We start from the raw sequence: 15919 nt of genomic DNA on the forward strand, positions 1-15919 counted from the left end.
CGGGAAGGGCCGCGCTCAGCGCCGCAGCGAAGTGCCGAAGCCCGCGGCCAGGGGCATGCGGAGGCCGAGGGGTGGGGGTGCGGCGAGGGCGTCTGCCACGGGGCGGGCGTAGTCGCGGGCGAAGAGCGAGCCGAGCAGGAAGTCCGTTGCCAGGGCGTGCACTTCGGCGCGGTGCTGGTGCAGGGAGTGGCCGTCGGAGTGGACCTCGAAGCGGCAGGTGTCGCGGTTGACCTTCTTCGCGCGCTCGGCGTAGCGGTAGGACAGATCGGGGTCGTGGCGCTCGTCGTTGGTGCCGTGGACGAGCAGGACCCGGCGGCCGATGAGCTGCTTCACCGGATCGGGGTGCTCGCCGTCTGCGCACGGGGCCGGCAGCCAGGGGGCCAGCGCGAGCACCGAGTTGACGGCGGGGTGGCCCGCGGCGTGCAGGGCGGCGCGGGCGCCCATGCCCGTGCCGACGAGGCAGACCGGGACGTCGCCGTAGCGGCGGACCACCTCCTCCAGCGCCCAGGCGGCGTCGCGCGCCGGATGGGCCGCGGCGCCGTTCCAGCCGCGGCAGCGGTAGTGCACGACATGCGTCGCCAGCCCCTCGGCGCGGCCCGCCCTCGCCAGCCGGGCCGCGAGCGGGCGCACCGCCAGCGCGGTCACCGGGGACGGGCGCCGTGTCCCGGTCGGGCCGCCGCCCGGCAGCAGGAGGGCGACCCCGGTCACCGCCCGCTCCGTACCGCCCGATCCCAGCGGTCTTCCGAGCCGGGCCTCACGCTCCGGCAGCGCTTGCTGAGCCATGACCAGAACGATGGCAGAAGGAGAGGTGCCCGCCACCCTGTGGACGGGTCACTGTTACGTATCGTTCGGTGATATCTACGCGCGTAGGGGCTAGAGTGCCGCAATGACGAGCGAGACCACCCTTCCGACCAGTGAACAGATCCGCCGCGCCCCCAAGGTGCTGCTCCACGACCACCTCGACGGCGGACTGCGCCCCGCCACGGTCGTCGACCTGGCCCGCGCCACCGGCTACGACGGCCTGCCCGAGACCGACCCCGAAAAGCTCGGGATCTGGTTCCGCGAGGCCGCCGACTCCGGCTCGCTCGAGCGCTACCTGGAGACCTTCGCGCACACCTGCGCCGTCATGCAGACCCGCGACGCACTGGCCCGGGTGGCCGCCGAGTGCGCCGAGGACCTGGCCGCCGACGGCGTCGTCTACGCCGAGGTCCGGTACGCGCCCGAGCAGCACCTGGAGCAGGGGCTGACCCTCGAAGAGGTCGTCGAGGCGGTCAACGAGGGCTTCCGCGAGGGTGAGCGCCGGGCCCGCGAGAACGGCCACCGCATCCGTGTCGGCGCCCTGCTGACCGCCATGCGGCACGCCGCCCGCGCCCTGGAGATCGCCGAACTCGCCAACCGCTACCGCGACACCGGCGTCGTCGGCTTCGACATCGCCGGCGCCGAGGCCGGCTACCCGCCCACCCGCCACCTCGACGCCTTCGAGTACCTCAAGCGGGAGAACAACCACTTCACCATCCACGCCGGTGAAGCCTTCGGCCTGCCGTCCATCTGGCAGGCGCTCCAGTGGTGCGGCGCCGACCGGCTGGGCCACGGCGTCCGGATCATCGACGACATCGAGGTCGCCGACGACGGCTCGGTGATCCTCGGCCGGCTCGCCTCGTACGTGCGTGACAAGCGCATCCCGCTGGAGATGTGCCCCACCTCCAACCTCCAGACCGGCGCGGCGCCCTCCTACGCGGAGCACCCCATCGGCCTGCTGCGCCGGCTCCAGTTCAGGCTCACCGTCAACACGGACAACCGGCTGATGAGCGGCACGAACATGTCGCTGGAATTCGAGCACCTGGTCAAGACATTCCGGTACACGCTCGATGACATGCAGTGGTTTACAGTCAATGCGATGAAATCAGCGTTCATTCCTTTCGATGAACGTCTGGCCATGATCAATGACGTCATCAAGCCCGGATATGCCGAACTGCGGGCCGAATGGCTGTTCCGCCCGGCGGCGACAACGACCCCGCTGAGCAGTGAGTCTGACCGTGCGTAAGGGGTAGCGCGAGCATATAGCGCAACGGCCGGTGGAATGTCCACCGGCCGTTTTTTCATTCCTCGTGGCTGTTTGCGGCGCCGGTTGCCGCATCACTAGGTTGATTGGCCGGTCAAGCCCCCATCAATGAGGACGTAATTCGATGAAGCAGGGAACCATCAAGACTCTCGGTGCCGCCGCCCTCGGTGCCGCCATCGCCGTCACCGCCGCGGGCGCCGCCAGCGCCGCCTCGCTGAGCGGTGCCGACACCACCGGCGTGCTCAAGAACCTGCCGGTCAAGAACCTGCCGGTCAAGGACGCCACCAAGACCCTCTCCGGGGCCACCCAGTCCAAGCCGGTCGGCGGCGACATCAAGACGCCGCTGAACTCCAAGGGCAACAGCCTCCTGGGCGGTCTGCCGACCAACGCGCTTGGCAAGACCCTGGGCTGATCCGCGCCGTCCCCTCGGGGGGACGCGCACCCGCCGTGCCCCGGCCGTACGCCTCCGCGCTGACGGCCGGGGCGTCGCCGTGTCCGGGCCGGGCCGGTTACCAGGCGGTGGCGGCGGCCTTGTCCTCCGAGGGCAGGAGTATCCACAGCGCCAGGTAGACCAGGAACTGCGGGCCGGGCAGCAGACACGACACCACGAAGATCACGCGCATCGTCGCCGGGGTCATACCGAAGCGACGGGCCAGGCCCGCGCACACTCCGGCGATCATTCGGTTGTTGCGGGGGCGGACCAGTGCGGCGGCCATGACGATCTTCTCCTTCTCGGCTTCGGTGGGGCGGCTGCCCCGATGCCTCAAAGGTAGGTCCGGCTGCCCGTCAGCACGTCAGCCTGCCGGGCTACTCCGACCCTGGGGATCCTCGGGGTCGTATCCCCGAGACGCTCGTACCGGCGGCGGAGCCGGGACCGGGCCCCGGGTACCACCGCGAGGTGCACCAGTGCCACCCCGAGGGCGCCCAGCAGCACCGAGTCGATGTCCGGGACCCGGCCGGGCACCCCTGACTGCAGCAGCTCGATGGCCAGCGCGATCATTGCGCCGGCGAAGACGGTCCGGGTCAGCGACACCAGCGGCGAAACGTTCAGGCGCCCGGCCGAGAGCGGCAGCAGCACCCCCAGCGGCGCCAGCAGCAGCACCGAGCCGCCCAGGTGCTGCACGGCGTCCCACGACAGCCCGTGCGCCAGCTCCGCCCGGATCGTCGCCAGCGGTTCGAGATTCGCCGCGGGCACCCACGGCACCGTACGAGGTCGCAGCGTGAGCCAGCTGACGATCAGCAGATGCGCCACGAGGAGGAGGAGTCCGGTGACGCGCATACGGGGGGCGGCGGTGCTGCCGGGGCCATGACGCTGCACACAGGCCAGGACGCCGGTAGCGGTGGCAACGGTTCCGCCGGCGTGCGCCGGGTTTGCCCGCGGCCCCGGGCGGCGGCCCGCTCCGGCCCGCGGCGCTCCCCGGGCCGCCCGTGCGCGCGACGGCCCCGCGCGCCGCCACCGCTCCGGCTACCCCTCTTCCGAGAGCGGGTCCCCCCACCCGGCGTTCTGCGCGATGTCCGGGTTGGCCAGGACGTCGGCGGAGCAGTCGTAGCGGTGCGCGGAGTCGTGGCCGGGACCGGCCAGCACCGCGGCGTGCGTGCGGCCCAGAGCCGGGCTCGCGCCGTAGGTGCACACCAGCTGTGCCAGTGCGAACGACGGCAGGTCGTCCGGCCGGACGGTCAGCCGCAGGGCGTCCGGCGGATCGCCCTGGCGCGGCCCGGCGACCTTCAGGTCCACCGGCACGGCGGTGCTGAACCCGGCCTTGTCCTCGTCGGACGACGGCCGGCGCTGCAACTCGCCCAGCAGGGCGCGGGCGGCCTGCAGACGCGGATCGGTGCCGGCCGTGCCCTTCGCCACCGGGACCGCCCGCTCGACCTGCGCCAGCGCCGAACCGCACACCAGATAGACGGTGGCCTGGGTACCGTCGGACGCGCCCGGCGCCGTCTCGCTCGCCGGAGCCTTGCAGCTCACCCGCGACGGCGCGCCGCCCGCGTCGACCGGCACGGACGTGCCCCGGATCCCGCAGCCCGCGGCGGCCAGCGCCAGCGCCGCCACCGCGGCCGTACGCCGCCACCCGCGCCCGGTCGCTGTCATCGCCCGCCCTCCGGGCCCTCGCCGGCGGCCCCGCCGCGGCCGCCGTCCCGCCCGCCGCCGTCCGTCAGCGGGGAGGCGTCCATCGGCAGCCGCAGGGTGAAGACCGCGCCGCCCTCGGGGTGGTTGGCCGCGGTGATCTCACCGCCGTGGATGTGCGCGTTCTCCAGGGCGATGGACAGGCCCAGCCCGCTGCCCTCCGAACGGGGGCGCGAGGCGCTGGCCTTGTAGAAACGGTCGAAGACATGCGGAAGGACTTCTTCCGGGATGCCGGGGCCGTGATCGCGTACCCGGATCACCAGCTCACCGCCCCCGGCCCGGCCCTCGTCCGCGGTCTCCTCACCGGGCTCGGCGGCCGCGTCGACCGGCGCGCCCTCGGCACCCGCCCCGGCCGCACCGCCGCCGTCCTCGCCGGCACCGGCCGCCTCACCGGCGCCCGCGTCCGCCCCCCGGCCCTCCTCCGTCCGCACCGACACCCGCACCGGCGACCCGCCGTGCTTGAGGGCGTTGCCGATCAGATTCGCCAGGATGACGTCGAGCCGGCGGGGGTCCAGCCGCGCCACGATGCCGCGGTCCGCGTCCAGGTCCACCGCGTCCAGCCAGGCCCGGGCGTCGATGCAGGCGGTCACCTGGTCCGCCACGTCGACGTCGTCCAGCACCAGCCGGGCCGTGCCCGCGTCGAAGCGGGTCACCTCCATCAGGTTCTCCACCAGGTCGTTCAGCCGACGGGTCTCGCTCACCACCAGCTGGACGGCGGGCGCGATCATCGGGTCGAGGGAGTCGGCCTCCTCCTCCAGCACCTCCGAGACCGCGGTGATCGCCGTCAGCGGCGTCCGCAGCTCGTGCGACATGTCCGCGACGAAGCGACGCGACGCCGCCTCCCGCCCGCTCAGCTCCTCCACCCGCTGCTGCAGCCGCTCCGCCGTACGGTTGAACGTCCGCGACAGATCGGCGAGTTCATCGGTACCGGTCACCCGCAGCCGGGTGTCCAGCCGCCCCTCGCCCAGCTGCCGCGCCGCGTGCCCCAGCCGCTGCACGGGCCGCAGCACCGTCGTCGCGGCGGCCTGCGCCAGCAGCGCCGACCCGACCAGCGCCAGCGCCGTGGCGATGCCCAGCGACCAGGCCAGCGAGTTGAGGTCCTGCCGCTCGGCGGCCAGCGACTTGATCATGTAGCCGGTCGGCCCGCCGCCGATCACCTTCGCGCCGGCGACCAGGTACGGGGCGTCCCCGAGCTCCTTGCGCTGCCAGTACAGGTGGTGGGAGTAGCGGTTGGACTCGTCGACCGGGCGGACCTGCTCGACCGCGCTGCGCAGCGACGCGGGCACGTTCCTGAGCGTCAGCAGGTTCTTGTCCGTCGTGGCCGCACAGTCCTTGCCCTCACGGTCCACACCGATCAGCAGCACCGCGTAGTTCTGCGGCCCGGCGGCCATCTGCCGCGCCGCGTCCTGAAGTTCGGAGCACCGCGGACGCAGCGGCAGCGACCGCGTGCTGTCCTCCAGCGACTTGCGGAAGTCGTTCAGGACCGCGTTCTGGGTGCGGTCCAGCACCGTGTTGCGGTTGAGCCAGTACGCGATGCCGGACGCCGAGACCGCCGCCGTCAGCGCCACCAGTGCGAAGACCACCACCAGCCGCAGCCGCAGACTCGTCCAGCGCAGCAGCCCCGACGCCCGCCCCAGCAGCCGCGGCACCCGGCGGCCGGCGGTTGCCTCCGCGGCGCCCCCGGCCCCGTCGCCCGCGCCCTCGTCCGGCGCCCCGCCGCCGCGGGAAGGTTCCGTCACTGCGGGGAGTCCAGCCGGTAGCCGACGCCGCGGACCGTACGGATCAGCGTGGGCGAGGAGGGGACGTCCTCCACCTTCGCGCGCAGCCGCTGGACACAGGCGTCCACCAGGCGCGAGTCGCCCAGGTAGTCGTGCTCCCACACCAGCCGCAGCAGCTGCTGCCGCGACAGCGCCTGGCCCGGCCGGCGGCTCAGCTCCAGCAGCAACCGCAGCTCCGTCGGCGTCAGTTGCAGGTCCTCGCCGTTCTTGGTGACCGTCATCGCCGACCGGTCGATGACCAGCGAACCGAACGTCGCCGAGTCACTGGACTCCCGCTCGCCACGGCGCAGCACCGCCCGGATACGGGCGTCCAACACCCGCCCCTGGACCGGCTTGACGACATAGTCGTCGGCACCGGACTCCAGCCCCACCACGACGTCGATGTCGTCGTTACGCGCGGTGAGCAGGATGATGGGCAGCTGGTCCGTACGCCTGATCCGCCGGCACACCTCGAAGCCGTCGATGCCCGGCAGCATCACATCCAGCACGATCAGGTCCGGGCGCTGCTCACGCAGCAGCTTCAGGCCGTCCTCGCCCGTCGCCGCGGTCACCACACGGTGACCCTGGCGGGACAGCGAGAGTTCGAGGGCCGTGCGGATGGCGTCGTCGTCCTCGATCAGCAACAGGAAAGGCACAGCGCCATTCTGTCCCATGGGACGCCGGGACATCGACCAGTGGCGCCCCCGTGCACAAGGCCCGCACGCGCGGGGGACCCACGCGGCCGCCACCCGCCCCTGTGACAGGGCTGTGACAGTCGACGGACAACGCGATGAAACTGGCTTGGCAGTCTTTTGGGCACCGGGAGAGATCAACAACCCGGAGACACCGAACGAGCTGGCTCTACGACGGGGGGCGCGAGATGAACACACTGCACGGCACGACTTCCAGCGCAGTTATCACGCGACTCCACGACGTCGTACGGACCACCGAGAAGTCCGGTGCCGCAGGGCTCGGCGGCGCACGCAGCTGCACCCGCGGCGTCCCGCGTCAGCGGCCGCCCTACATGGTGGCCATCGACGCGACGACGATCAGCGTCACCGGGGGAAACGCGGCGCACGGGGGCGCCGCACACGGGGGAGACAACGGGGGAGCGGAGTACGGGGAGGCCACCGGGGAACGGCGTTCCGCGTCGGAGGCGGCCGAGGCCGAAGCGGCCTTCACCGCCTACGTCCAGGAGCGCCGCGCCTCCCTGTACGCCACCGCCTACCACCTGACCGGCGACCGCTACGAGGCCGAGGACCTGCTGCAGAGCGCGCTGTTCTCGACCTACCGCGCCTGGGACCGGATCAGCGACAAGGCGGCGCTCGGCGGCTACCTGCGCCGCACCATGACCAACCTGCACATCAGCGCCTGGCGCCGGCGCAAGCTCAACGAGTACCCGACGGAGGAGCTGCCGGAGACGGCCGGCGAGGTGGACGCGATGCGCGGCACCGAACTGCGCGCCGTGCTGTGGCAGGCCCTGGCCCGGCTGCCCGAGACGCAGCGCACCATGCTGGTCCTGCGCTACTACGAGGGCCGTACGGACCCGGAGATCGCGGACATTCTCAACATCAGTGTCGGCACGGTGAAGTCGAGCATCTGGCGCGCCCTGCGCCGGCTGCGCGAGGACGACGTCCTCAGCTTCGGCCGTGACGAGGAGGAGTCCTTCGGCGAGCTGGTGGCCTGAAGGAACCGGGCCCACGGGGGAAGCTGGGCCCGCACCCGAGGGGAAGCCCGAGGGGGGTACGGGGGATACGGGGGAAACCGGCAGAAGCGGAGCAATCCGCGGAAGCCGGACGTATCGGGGGATACGTAAAAGAGGGGAAACACGGGGGACACGGGGAAAACGGAGCGGGTTCGGGCGGCCGGGGGGTCTGCCCGAACCCGCTCCCTCGTTGTGCGCCGGGTCCGCGCCGGTCAGGCGCCCCGCACCGCCACCACCGGCACGTGCCGCACCGGGAAATTCACCGAGTTGGCGATGAAGCACTTCTGATGCGCGTCACCGTGCAGCGCCCGCGCCCGCTCGGCGTCGTCCGCCGACGCCACCTCGACCCGCGGCCGCAGCACCACATCGGTGAACCGGCCGCCGCCCGCACCGTCCTCCGCCATCGTGCCCTCCGCGTCGTCCACGTACCCCGTGACCACCACACCCGCCAGCGAGCACAGCGCCAGATACGTCAGCATGTGGCACTGCGCCAGCGAGGCGAGCAGCAACTGCTCCGGATTCCAGCGGTCCGCCGAGCCGCGGAACGCCGGATCGGCGGTGCCCGCGAGCGGCGGCGGCCCCTCCGCGCGCACCTCGTGCTCCCGGCCGTACGCGCGGTATCCGCTGGTCCCGGAACCGGAGTTGCCGGTCCAGGTGACGGTGGTGCGGTAGCTGTGCTGTCCCGGCATCGGGCCATCCCCTCGTCGACTGCCCGCAGCCTACGGCCGCCCGCCCGCCACGACACGAACGGCCGGGAGCCGGCAGCCCGCGACCGGACCTCAGGAGCGAACGGGCGCGCCCGGCACGCCCGCCGTCCGCGCGGCCACGATGCGCGCCAGCGCCTCCGGCCCCGCGCACGCATACGCACCCAGCGCGGTGTGCCGGGCCACCACGGCACGCTCACCGCGCATCAGCCGCAGCCCACGACGCACCAGATACGGCGCCGACTTGCGGCCCTCCCGCAGATCGCGCACCAGCCGCCGGCGGAACGTCGTGGACGGCCGGCCCCGCAGACACAGCGCGTCCGCCAGCACCCCCGCCGCCCGGCAGGCCGCGATGACATCCGCGGCGAAGATGCCCTCCGCGATGAACAGCCCGGACCCGCCCAGATCCAGCTCGGACCCGCCGACCCGGGCACTCGCGGCGATGTCGTACACCGGAACGTCCGAACGCCCCGTACGGCACAGTGCCTCGATCGCCGCCACCGCCGCGCCGGCGTCCCAGGAGAGCGGCGAATCCCAGTCCGCGCCGCCACCGTCGGCCAGTTGCGGCAGCGTCGGGTCCGTCCCGTCCTTGTAGAAGTCGTCGAGGTTGAGGACCGGCAGACCGCTGCGCGCGGCCAGGGACGTCTTGCCGGAACCGGACGGGCCCGTCAGCAGGACGACACGGGCGGGAGCGCCGCCCCGCTCAGGGCGGTCCCCCCGCCCGGCCGGAGCCGGGGGCGAAGGAGGAGCCGAGAGCTTGGCGGACGGCGGCAGGGCGAAGGAGTGAGAGCTCACGGGTACTCATTGTCGCCCATGCGGCCGTGTGGGGGACCCCTGGCGCGCGAGGTGGATCGGCCACCCCCGCTCAACTACGCTACGCAGTCAACCGATTACCCAACTCCTCCGCCCGTACAGCCATTCGACCCACAGGCAGGTGGCCCATGCCCTCCCACGCACGTCCCAGGACCGGTCGCGTCCCGCGCACCCTGCTGCGCGCAGGTCTGGCGGTCTCCGCGGCCGGAGCCGCCCTCGCGGCGGGCGGTGCGGCGACGGCGAGCGCGGCCCCCGCGCCCGCCCCGGCGCACGGCACCGACACCGGCGCCACGGCCTCCGCACTGACCGGCGCCCTCCTGCACTCCGTCGCCGGCGGCGTCGGCCCGGTCAAGAACCTCCAACTGGACCCGTTCGCCAACACCGCCGTCGACCCGCTCGCCAACGCCGTCGCCACCCAGATCGCCGACTTCAAGCCGCTGAGCACCACCGTCGTGACCGGCTCCCTCTCCCGCGGCGCCGCCCTCCGCGACGTACCGCTCGTCGGCCTCACCACCAGAGTGCTGCCCGGCTGACCGGCCGGCCCACCACGACGACGGCGCGGGACCCCACCACCACAGGTGGGGTCCCGCGCCGCCCTACGGGCCCGCAGGCCGCCCGGTCAGACGCCCATCGGATGCCAGACCGTCTTCGTCTCCAGGAAGGACAGCAGACGCTCCGTCCCCGGGGCGGCACTCCAGTCCACCGCCCCCGGGCGCAGCACCCGCTTGAGGTTGTCGGCCGCCGCCGTCTCCAGATCCTTCGCCAACCCGGCGTCCGCACCCGCGAGATCGATCGCGTTGACGTCCTGATGGGCGGCGAGCGGCGCCCCGAGCTCCGCCGTACGGCCCGAGAGGAGGTTGACCACACCGCCCGGCAGATCGGACGTCGCCAGCACCTCGGCCAGCGACAGCGCCGGCAGCGGCGCGTCCTGCGCGGCCACCACGACCACCGTGTTGCCGGTGACGATCGCCGGCGCCACCACCGAGACCAGACCGAGGAACGACGACTCCTGCGGCGCCAGGACGGCGACCACACCGGTCGGCTCCGGCGCCGACATGTTGAAGTACGGGCCCGCGACCGGGTTGGCGCCACCCGCGATCTGGGCGACCTTGTCGGACCAGCCCGCGTACCACACCCAGCGGTCGATCGCCGCGTCCACCTGCGCGGCGGCCTTGGCCTTCGAGCACCCCTCGGCGTCCGCGACCTCCGCGACGAACTGGTCCCGCCGGCCCTCCAGCATCTCCGCGACGCGGTAGAGGATCTGCCCGCGGTTGTACGCCGTCGCGCCCGACCAGCCGCCGAACGCCTTACGGGCGGCGACCACCGCGTCCCGGGCGTCCTTACGGGAGGCCAGCGGCGCGTTGGCGAGCCACCTGTCCTTCGAGTCGGTCACCTCGTACACCCGCCCGCTCTCGGACCGGGGGAACTTGCCCCCGACGTACAGCTTGTAGGTCTTGAGAACGCTCAGCCGATCAGACATTGAGGTACGCCTCCAGACCGTGCCGGCCACCCTCGCGACCGAAGCCCGACTCCTTGTACCCGCCGAACGGCGAAGCCGGGTCGAACTTGTTGAACGTGTTGGACCAGATGACGCCCGCCCGCAGCTTGCTCGCCATCCACAGCATCCGCGAGCCCTTCTCCGTCCAGATGCCCGCCGACAGCCCGTACGGCGTGTTGTTGGCCTTCTCCACGGCCTCCGCCGGCGTACGGAACGTCAGCACGGACAGCACCGGACCGAAGATCTCCTCACGGGCGATGCGGTGCGCCTGGGTGACACCCGTGAAGAGGGTCGGCGCGAACCAGTAGCCCGAGCCGGGCAGTTCGCAGTCCGGGGCCCAGCGCTCGGCGCCCTCGGCCTCACCCGCGTCGGCCAGCGCCGTGATCCGGGCCAGCTGCTCGGCGGAGTTGATCGCACCGACGTCGGTGTTCTTGTCCAGCGGATCACCCACCCGCAGCGTCCGCATCCGGCGCTTCAGCGCCTCCAGCAGCTCGTCCTGGACGGACTCCTGCACCAGCAGGCGGGACCCGGCGCAGCAGACGTGCCCCTGGTTGAAGAAGATGCCGTTGACGATGCCCTCGACGGCCTGGTCGATCGGGGCGTCGTCGAAGACGATGTTCGCCGCCTTGCCGCCCAGTTCGAGGGTGACCCGCTTGTCCGTGCCGGCGACCGTACGGGCGATGGCCTTGCCGACCTCGGTGGAACCGGTGAAGGCGACCTTGTTGATGTCCGGGTGCCCGACCAGCGCCGCGCCCGTCGAACCGTCCCCGGTGAGGATGTTCACGACACCCTTGGGCAGACCCGCCTGACGGCAGATGTCCGCGAAGAACAGCGCGGACAGCGGCGTCGTCTCGGCGGGCTTCAGGACGACCGTGTTGCCGGTCGCCAGCGCCGGGGCGATCTTCCACGCCAGCATCAGCAGCGGGAAGTTCCAGGGGATGACCTGGCCCGCGACACCCAGCGGGCGCGGGTTCGGGCCGTAGCCCGCGTGATCGAGCTTGTCGGCCCAGCCCGCGTAGTAGAAGAAGTGCGCGGCGACCAGCGGCAGATCGGCGTCCCGGGACTCCCGGATCGGCTTGCCGTTGTCCAGCGACTCCAGGACCGCCAGCTCACGCGAGCGCTCCTGGATGATCCGGGCGATCCGGAACAGGTACTTGGCGCGCTCGGCGCCCGGCAGCGCCGACCACTTCTCGAACGCCTTGCGGGCGGCCTTCACGGCACGGTCGACGTCCTCGGCGCTCGCCTGCGCCACCTCGGAGAGGGACTCCTCCGACGAGGGCGAGACGGTCTTGAACACCTTGCCGTCGGACGCCGGGGCGAACTCCCCGTCGATGAACAGGCCGTAGGACGGCGCGATGTCGACGACCGCGCGGGACTCGGGTGCGGGTGCGTAATCGAAGGTCATGGGTGCCTCAGTCCACCGTGACGTAGTCGGGGCCGGAGTACCGGCCGGTGCTGAGCTTCTGGCGCTGCATCAGCAGGTCGTTCAGGAGGCTGGAGGCGCCGAAGCGGAACCAGTCGGCGGTCAGCCAGGGCTCGCCGAGCGTCTCGTTGACCATCACCAGGTACTTGAGCGCGTCCTTGGTCGTACGGATGCCGCCGGCCGGCTTCACGCCGACCTGGACGCCGGTCGCGGCGTGGAAGTCGCGCACCGCCTCCAGCATCAGCAGCGTCACCGGCGGGGTGGCATTGACCGCGACCTTCCCGGTCGAGGTCTTGATGAAGTCCGCGCCGGCCAGCATCGCCAGCCAGGAGACCCGGCGCACGTTGTCGTACGTCTGGAGCTCACCGGTCTCGAAGATGACCTTCAGGTGCGCGGCGCTGCCGTCCGGGCGGGCGCACGCCTCCTTGACGGCCTTGATCTCCTCGAAGACCGCCATGTAGCGGCCGGAGAGGAACGCCCCCCGGTCGATCACCATGTCGATCTCGTCGGCGCCGGCCGCGACCGCGTCCCGGGTGTCGGCCAGCTTGACCGGCAGCGCGGCACGGCCGGCCGGGAAGGCGGTGGCGACGGACGCGACGTGGATCTCCGGAGCGCCGCCGTTGCGGAGCGCCTCCTTGGCCGTCGCGACCATGTCGGGATAGACGCAGATCGCCGCGACCTTCGGGGCGGTCCGGTCGGTCGGGTCCGGGTTGCTGCCCTTGGCGCACAGCGCCCGGACCTTCCCCTGGGTGTCCGCGCCTTCGAGGGTCGTCAGGTCGATCATCGAGATGGACAGGTCGATGGCGTACGCCTTCGCCGTCGTCTTGATCGAACGGGTGCCGAGGGTGGCGGCGCGGGCCTCGAGGCCGACCGCGTCGACGCCCGGGAGGCCGTGGAGGAAGCGGCGCAGCGCACCGTCGTCGGCGGTCACGTCCGCCATTGACGCCAGACGCCCCGCGGCTTCCTTGCCGTATGCGGGAACAGTGATGGGCATGGTCACGAGGGGAGCATATCTACGCGCGTAGCGCAATGTCACCCCCTCACCCGGCCGAATCCGGCCCCCGGCACGAATGATGCCGTAACGCAATGTCCGGCATCCGGACGGTCAGGCAGAATCGGCGGCATGACGAGCCAGGAACCCGCCACCCCGACCCCGCAGCGGTACGCCGAGCGCACCTACCGCTCACCCGCGGCCCTCGTCGGCGGCATCCTGCTCCTGCTGCTCGGACTCTGGCTCGCCGGCGACGCACTCCTGCGCGGCGACACCCACACCAGGCTCACGGCGGTGTGCGCCCTGCTGCTCGGCGTACCCCTGGTGATCGCCTACACCCTGCGGCCCCTGGTACGCGCGGGCGACGACCGGCTGACGGTCCGCAACCCGTTCCGCACCATCACGCTGCCCTGGGGCGCCGTGGAGGGCCTGCGGGCGTCCTTCTCCACCGAGGTCTTCACCACCACCGGCAAGTGCCAGCTGTGGGCCATCCCGGTCTCCCTGCGCCAGCGCAAGAAGGCCGGGCGCCAGGCGATGCGCGGCGCCGACGCGCCCCGCCCCCGCTTCGGCCCGAACGCCGACGCCGGCCCGCCCCCGCGCGCCGCGGCCGACCAGGCCCTCGACGAACTCCGCGACCTCAAGGAACGAGCCGACCGGCGCGCGGACGCGCAGAACACGGCCGAACCGGTCGTGCGCTGGGCATACGAGGTCATCGCCCCGGCCGTACTGGGCGCGATCGGGCTGGCCGTGATGATCGCGGTGTGACGGGGCGAGCGTGGTGTGGGCGTGACCGGGAAGGCGCACCCCTGAGGGCGTGACCGGGAAGGCGCGCCCCGCCGGTGCGGGGGGACCGGGAAGGCGCGCCCCGCTGAGAAGCGCGCGCCCGCCCGGCACACAGTCAGCCCCTCGGGCGCCCGACAAACAGTCAGCTCCTCGGGCAGCCATCCCCACGGGTCGTCAGATACCGGCCGCCGCAGCCACGTCCGCCTTGATCGCGGCCAGCGCCGTGGTCGCCTTCTCCCGGGCCTCCGGCAGCGCCTGCGCCGTCGCCACCGGGACCACGACCTCCAGATAGCACTTCAACTTCGGTTCGGTGCCACTGGGACGCACCACGACCCGCGCGGACTCGATGCCCGCGTCCGGGGAACCGGCGAGGTAGTACCGCAGGCCGTCGGTCGGCGGCAGCGCCTCGGTGCCCTTGGTCAGGTCGTCGGCACGGGTCACGGGCAGCCCGGCCAGCGAAGTCGGCGGCTGCTCGCGCAGCCGGCGCATCGCCGTGGCGATCAGCGACAGGTCCTCCACCCGGACCGACAGCTGGTCGGTGGCGTGCAGCCCGAACTCCACCGCGAGGTCGTCCAGCAGATCGCTGAGCGAACGCCCGTCCCGCTTGAGCTCCGCGGCCAGCTCCGTCACCAGCAGGGCCGCGGTGATGCCGTCCTTGTCGCGTACGCCCTCCGGGTCGACGCAGTAGCCCAGCGCCTCCTCGTACGCGTACCGCAGGCCGTCCACCCGGGCCAGCCACTTGAAGCCGGTCAGCGTCTCCTCGTAGGGGAGCGACGCGGCGGCCGCGATACGGGACATCAACTGCGAGGAGACGATCGTCGTGGCGAAGGTTCCGGACGCCCCCTTGCTGACCAGGTGGGCGGCGAGCAGCGCGCCGACCTCGTCGCCGCGCAGCATCCGCCAGCCGTCCGGCGTACCGGGGGCCGGGACGGCGACCGCGCAACGGTCCGCGTCGGGGTCGTTGGCGACGACGATGTCCACGACCGGCCCGCCCGCCGCGGCCCGCGCCCGGGCCGTCGCGAACGCGAGGTCCATCGCGCCCGGCTCCTCCGGATTGGGGAACGCGACCGTCGGGAAGTCCGGATCCGGCTCGGCCTGCTCCTGGACGACCGTGGGGGCCGGGAAGCCCGCCCGGTCGAACGCGGCGAGCAGGACGTCACGGCCGACGCCGTGCATCGGCGTGTAGACGACGCCGATGTCACGGGGCGAGCCGGGCGTCAGCACGGCGTCGGTGCGCGCCAGATAGGCGGCCGTCACCGCGTCGTCCAGGATCTCCCAGCCGGACTCGGGGCGCGGTACGTCCGCCAGCGAGCGCACCGCGGCGATCTCGGCGGCGATCTCACCGTCCGCCGGCGGCACGATCTGCGAGCCGTCGCCCAGATAGACCTTGTAGCCGTTGTCGCGCGGCGGGTTGTGGCTGGCGGTGACCTCGACGCCGGCCACCGCGCCCAGGTGCCGGATGGCGAACGCCAGCACGGGGGTGGGCAGCGGGCGCGGCAGCAGCGCGGCGCGCAGGCCCGCGCCGACCATCACGGCCGCCGTGTCCCGCGCGAAGTCGGCACTCTTGTGGCGCGCGTCGTACCCGATGACGACCAGCCCGGAGCCCTCGCCCTTCGCCTTCAGGTACGCGGCGAGGCCGGCCGCGGCCCGGATGACCACCGCACGGTTCATCCGCATCGGGCCCGCGCCCAGCTCCCCGCGCAGCCCGGCGGTGCCGAACTGCAGGGTGCCGGCGAACCGGGCGGCCAGCTCGGCGGTGATGTCGGCGCCGCCGGCGCCGTCGATGAGCTTGGACAGCTCCTCCCGGGTCTCCGGGTCGGGGTCCTCGGCCAGCCATGCCTGGGCCCGGTTGATCAGCTCCGCGGGATCGGTAGCCACGTGATGCTCCTGCCTGTGGGTGCGTGATGAGGTGACGTACGGGGTGGGCCTGAGGGCTGCCGGACGCCCGCCGCCCAGCACGGGGTGCGCCCGGGACTGCGGGGCGTGCGCCGCGCCGCGCACGCCCGGCTCGTACCCCTTACCCCGCGCGCGGGACGAACGACGCCAACCAGCCAC

The 15919-nt window shown here is 72.7% G+C and carries 17 protein-coding genes; 5 read left to right on the top strand and 12 right to left on the bottom strand.

The window, feature by feature from the left end; all coding sequences use genetic code 11:
• Nucleotides 1-15: 15 nt before the first annotated feature.
• Entirely contained in the window at nt 16-783 is a 768-nt protein-coding gene (locus OO62_RS23610; protein WP_078617329.1) for an alpha/beta hydrolase, read from the bottom strand.
• Between the two features lie 103 nt (nt 784-886).
• Here OO62_RS23610 and OO62_RS23615 point away from each other — a divergent pair, with 103 nt between their 5' ends.
• Both OO62_RS23615 and OO62_RS23620 read left to right on the top strand, forming a co-directional pair.
• Nucleotides 887-2044 carry an adenosine deaminase gene (locus tag OO62_RS23615; RefSeq protein WP_033269563.1) on the top strand — a complete coding sequence of 386 codons (1158 nt, stop codon included), beginning with the start codon at nt 887-889 and terminating at the stop codon, nt 2042-2044.
• A 142-nt stretch (nt 2045-2186) separates the two neighbouring features.
• Nucleotides 2187-2474, top strand: a complete 288-nt coding sequence (locus OO62_RS23620) for a hypothetical protein (protein ID WP_033269564.1) — start codon at nt 2187-2189, stop codon at nt 2472-2474.
• Nucleotides 2475-2571: 97 nt separating this feature from the next.
• Here the strand turns inward: OO62_RS23620 and OO62_RS23625 are convergent, their stop codons facing one another.
• The 5 genes from OO62_RS23625 to afsQ1 form a co-directional block, all read right to left on the bottom strand.
• Nucleotides 2572-2778 carry a PspC domain-containing protein gene (locus OO62_RS23625; RefSeq protein ID WP_033269565.1) on the bottom strand — a complete coding sequence of 69 codons (207 nt, stop codon included), beginning with the start codon at nt 2776-2778 and terminating at the stop codon, nt 2572-2574.
• 47 nt (nt 2779-2825) lie between these two features.
• Nucleotides 2826-3380, bottom strand: coding sequence for a VanZ family protein (locus OO62_RS23630; RefSeq protein ID WP_033269566.1), 555 nt, complete (start codon nt 3378-3380; stop codon nt 2826-2828).
• A 147-nt stretch (nt 3381-3527) separates the two neighbouring features.
• Entirely contained in the window at nt 3528-4154 is a 627-nt protein-coding gene (locus OO62_RS23635; protein ID WP_033269567.1) for a hypothetical protein, read from the bottom strand.
• Nucleotides 4151-6028, bottom strand: a complete 1878-nt coding sequence (locus OO62_RS23640; protein ID WP_410177144.1) for an ATP-binding protein — start codon at nt 6026-6028, stop codon at nt 4151-4153. Before OO62_RS23640 ends, OO62_RS23635 begins: the two co-directional genes overlap by 4 nt.
• Complete coding sequence (gene afsQ1, locus OO62_RS23645; RefSeq protein WP_026169550.1) at nt 5926-6603, bottom strand: two-component system response regulator AfsQ1; 678 nt, start codon at nt 6601-6603, stop codon at nt 5926-5928. Before afsQ1 ends, OO62_RS23640 begins: the two co-directional genes overlap by 103 nt.
• 224 nt (nt 6604-6827) lie before the next feature.
• On the opposite strand from afsQ1, the gene OO62_RS23650 reads away from it, so the two are divergent.
• Nucleotides 6828-7634 carry a SigE family RNA polymerase sigma factor gene (locus OO62_RS23650; RefSeq protein WP_033269570.1) on the top strand — a complete coding sequence of 269 codons (807 nt, stop codon included), beginning with the start codon at nt 6828-6830 and terminating at the stop codon, nt 7632-7634.
• Nucleotides 7635-7864: 230 nt separating this feature from the next.
• On the opposite strand, the gene OO62_RS23655 is transcribed toward OO62_RS23650, so the two are convergent.
• Both OO62_RS23655 and OO62_RS23660 read right to left on the bottom strand, forming a co-directional pair.
• Complete coding sequence (locus OO62_RS23655; RefSeq protein WP_033269571.1) at nt 7865-8341, bottom strand: OsmC family protein; 477 nt, start codon at nt 8339-8341, stop codon at nt 7865-7867.
• A 90-nt stretch (nt 8342-8431) separates the two neighbouring features.
• Nucleotides 8432-9151, bottom strand: a complete 720-nt coding sequence (locus tag OO62_RS23660) for a uridine kinase family protein (protein ID WP_398741806.1) — start codon at nt 9149-9151, stop codon at nt 8432-8434.
• A gap of 146 nt (nt 9152-9297) precedes the next feature.
• Here OO62_RS23660 and OO62_RS23665 point away from each other — a divergent pair, with 146 nt between their 5' ends.
• Complete coding sequence (locus OO62_RS23665) at nt 9298-9702, top strand: hypothetical protein (RefSeq protein ID WP_033269572.1); 405 nt, start codon at nt 9298-9300, stop codon at nt 9700-9702.
• Between the two features lie 86 nt (nt 9703-9788).
• Here the strand turns inward: OO62_RS23665 and OO62_RS23670 are convergent, their stop codons facing one another.
• From OO62_RS23670 to deoC, 3 genes are read right to left on the bottom strand one after another with little or no spacing between them, the layout of a single operon-like run.
• Nucleotides 9789-10649 carry an aldehyde dehydrogenase family protein gene (locus OO62_RS23670; RefSeq protein WP_033269573.1) on the bottom strand — a complete coding sequence of 287 codons (861 nt, stop codon included), beginning with the start codon at nt 10647-10649 and terminating at the stop codon, nt 9789-9791.
• The gene (locus OO62_RS23675; protein WP_033269574.1) at nt 10642-12072 is read right to left on the bottom strand and encodes an aldehyde dehydrogenase family protein; all 1431 of its coding nucleotides are present in this window, start codon (nt 12070-12072) and stop codon (nt 10642-10644) included. Before OO62_RS23675 ends, OO62_RS23670 begins: the two co-directional genes overlap by 8 nt.
• A gap of 7 nt (nt 12073-12079) precedes the next feature.
• Entirely contained in the window at nt 12080-13084 is a 1005-nt protein-coding gene (gene deoC / locus OO62_RS23680) for a deoxyribose-phosphate aldolase (RefSeq protein ID WP_180290227.1), read from the bottom strand.
• Nucleotides 13085-13213: 129 nt separating this feature from the next.
• Between deoC and OO62_RS23685 the strand changes: the two genes are divergently transcribed.
• Nucleotides 13214-13846, top strand: a complete 633-nt coding sequence (locus OO62_RS23685) for a PH domain-containing protein (RefSeq protein ID WP_033269576.1) — start codon at nt 13214-13216, stop codon at nt 13844-13846.
• Nucleotides 13847-14038: 192 nt separating this feature from the next.
• On the opposite strand, the gene OO62_RS23690 is transcribed toward OO62_RS23685, so the two are convergent.
• Nucleotides 14039-15742 carry a phospho-sugar mutase gene (locus tag OO62_RS23690; RefSeq protein ID WP_033269577.1) on the bottom strand — a complete coding sequence of 568 codons (1704 nt, stop codon included), beginning with the start codon at nt 15740-15742 and terminating at the stop codon, nt 14039-14041.
• Nucleotides 15743-15919: the final 177 nt, after the last annotated feature.

The organism is Streptomyces lydicus (assembly GCF_000717345.1).
Classification (GTDB): domain Bacteria; phylum Actinomycetota; class Actinomycetes; order Streptomycetales; family Streptomycetaceae; genus Streptomyces; species Streptomyces lydicus.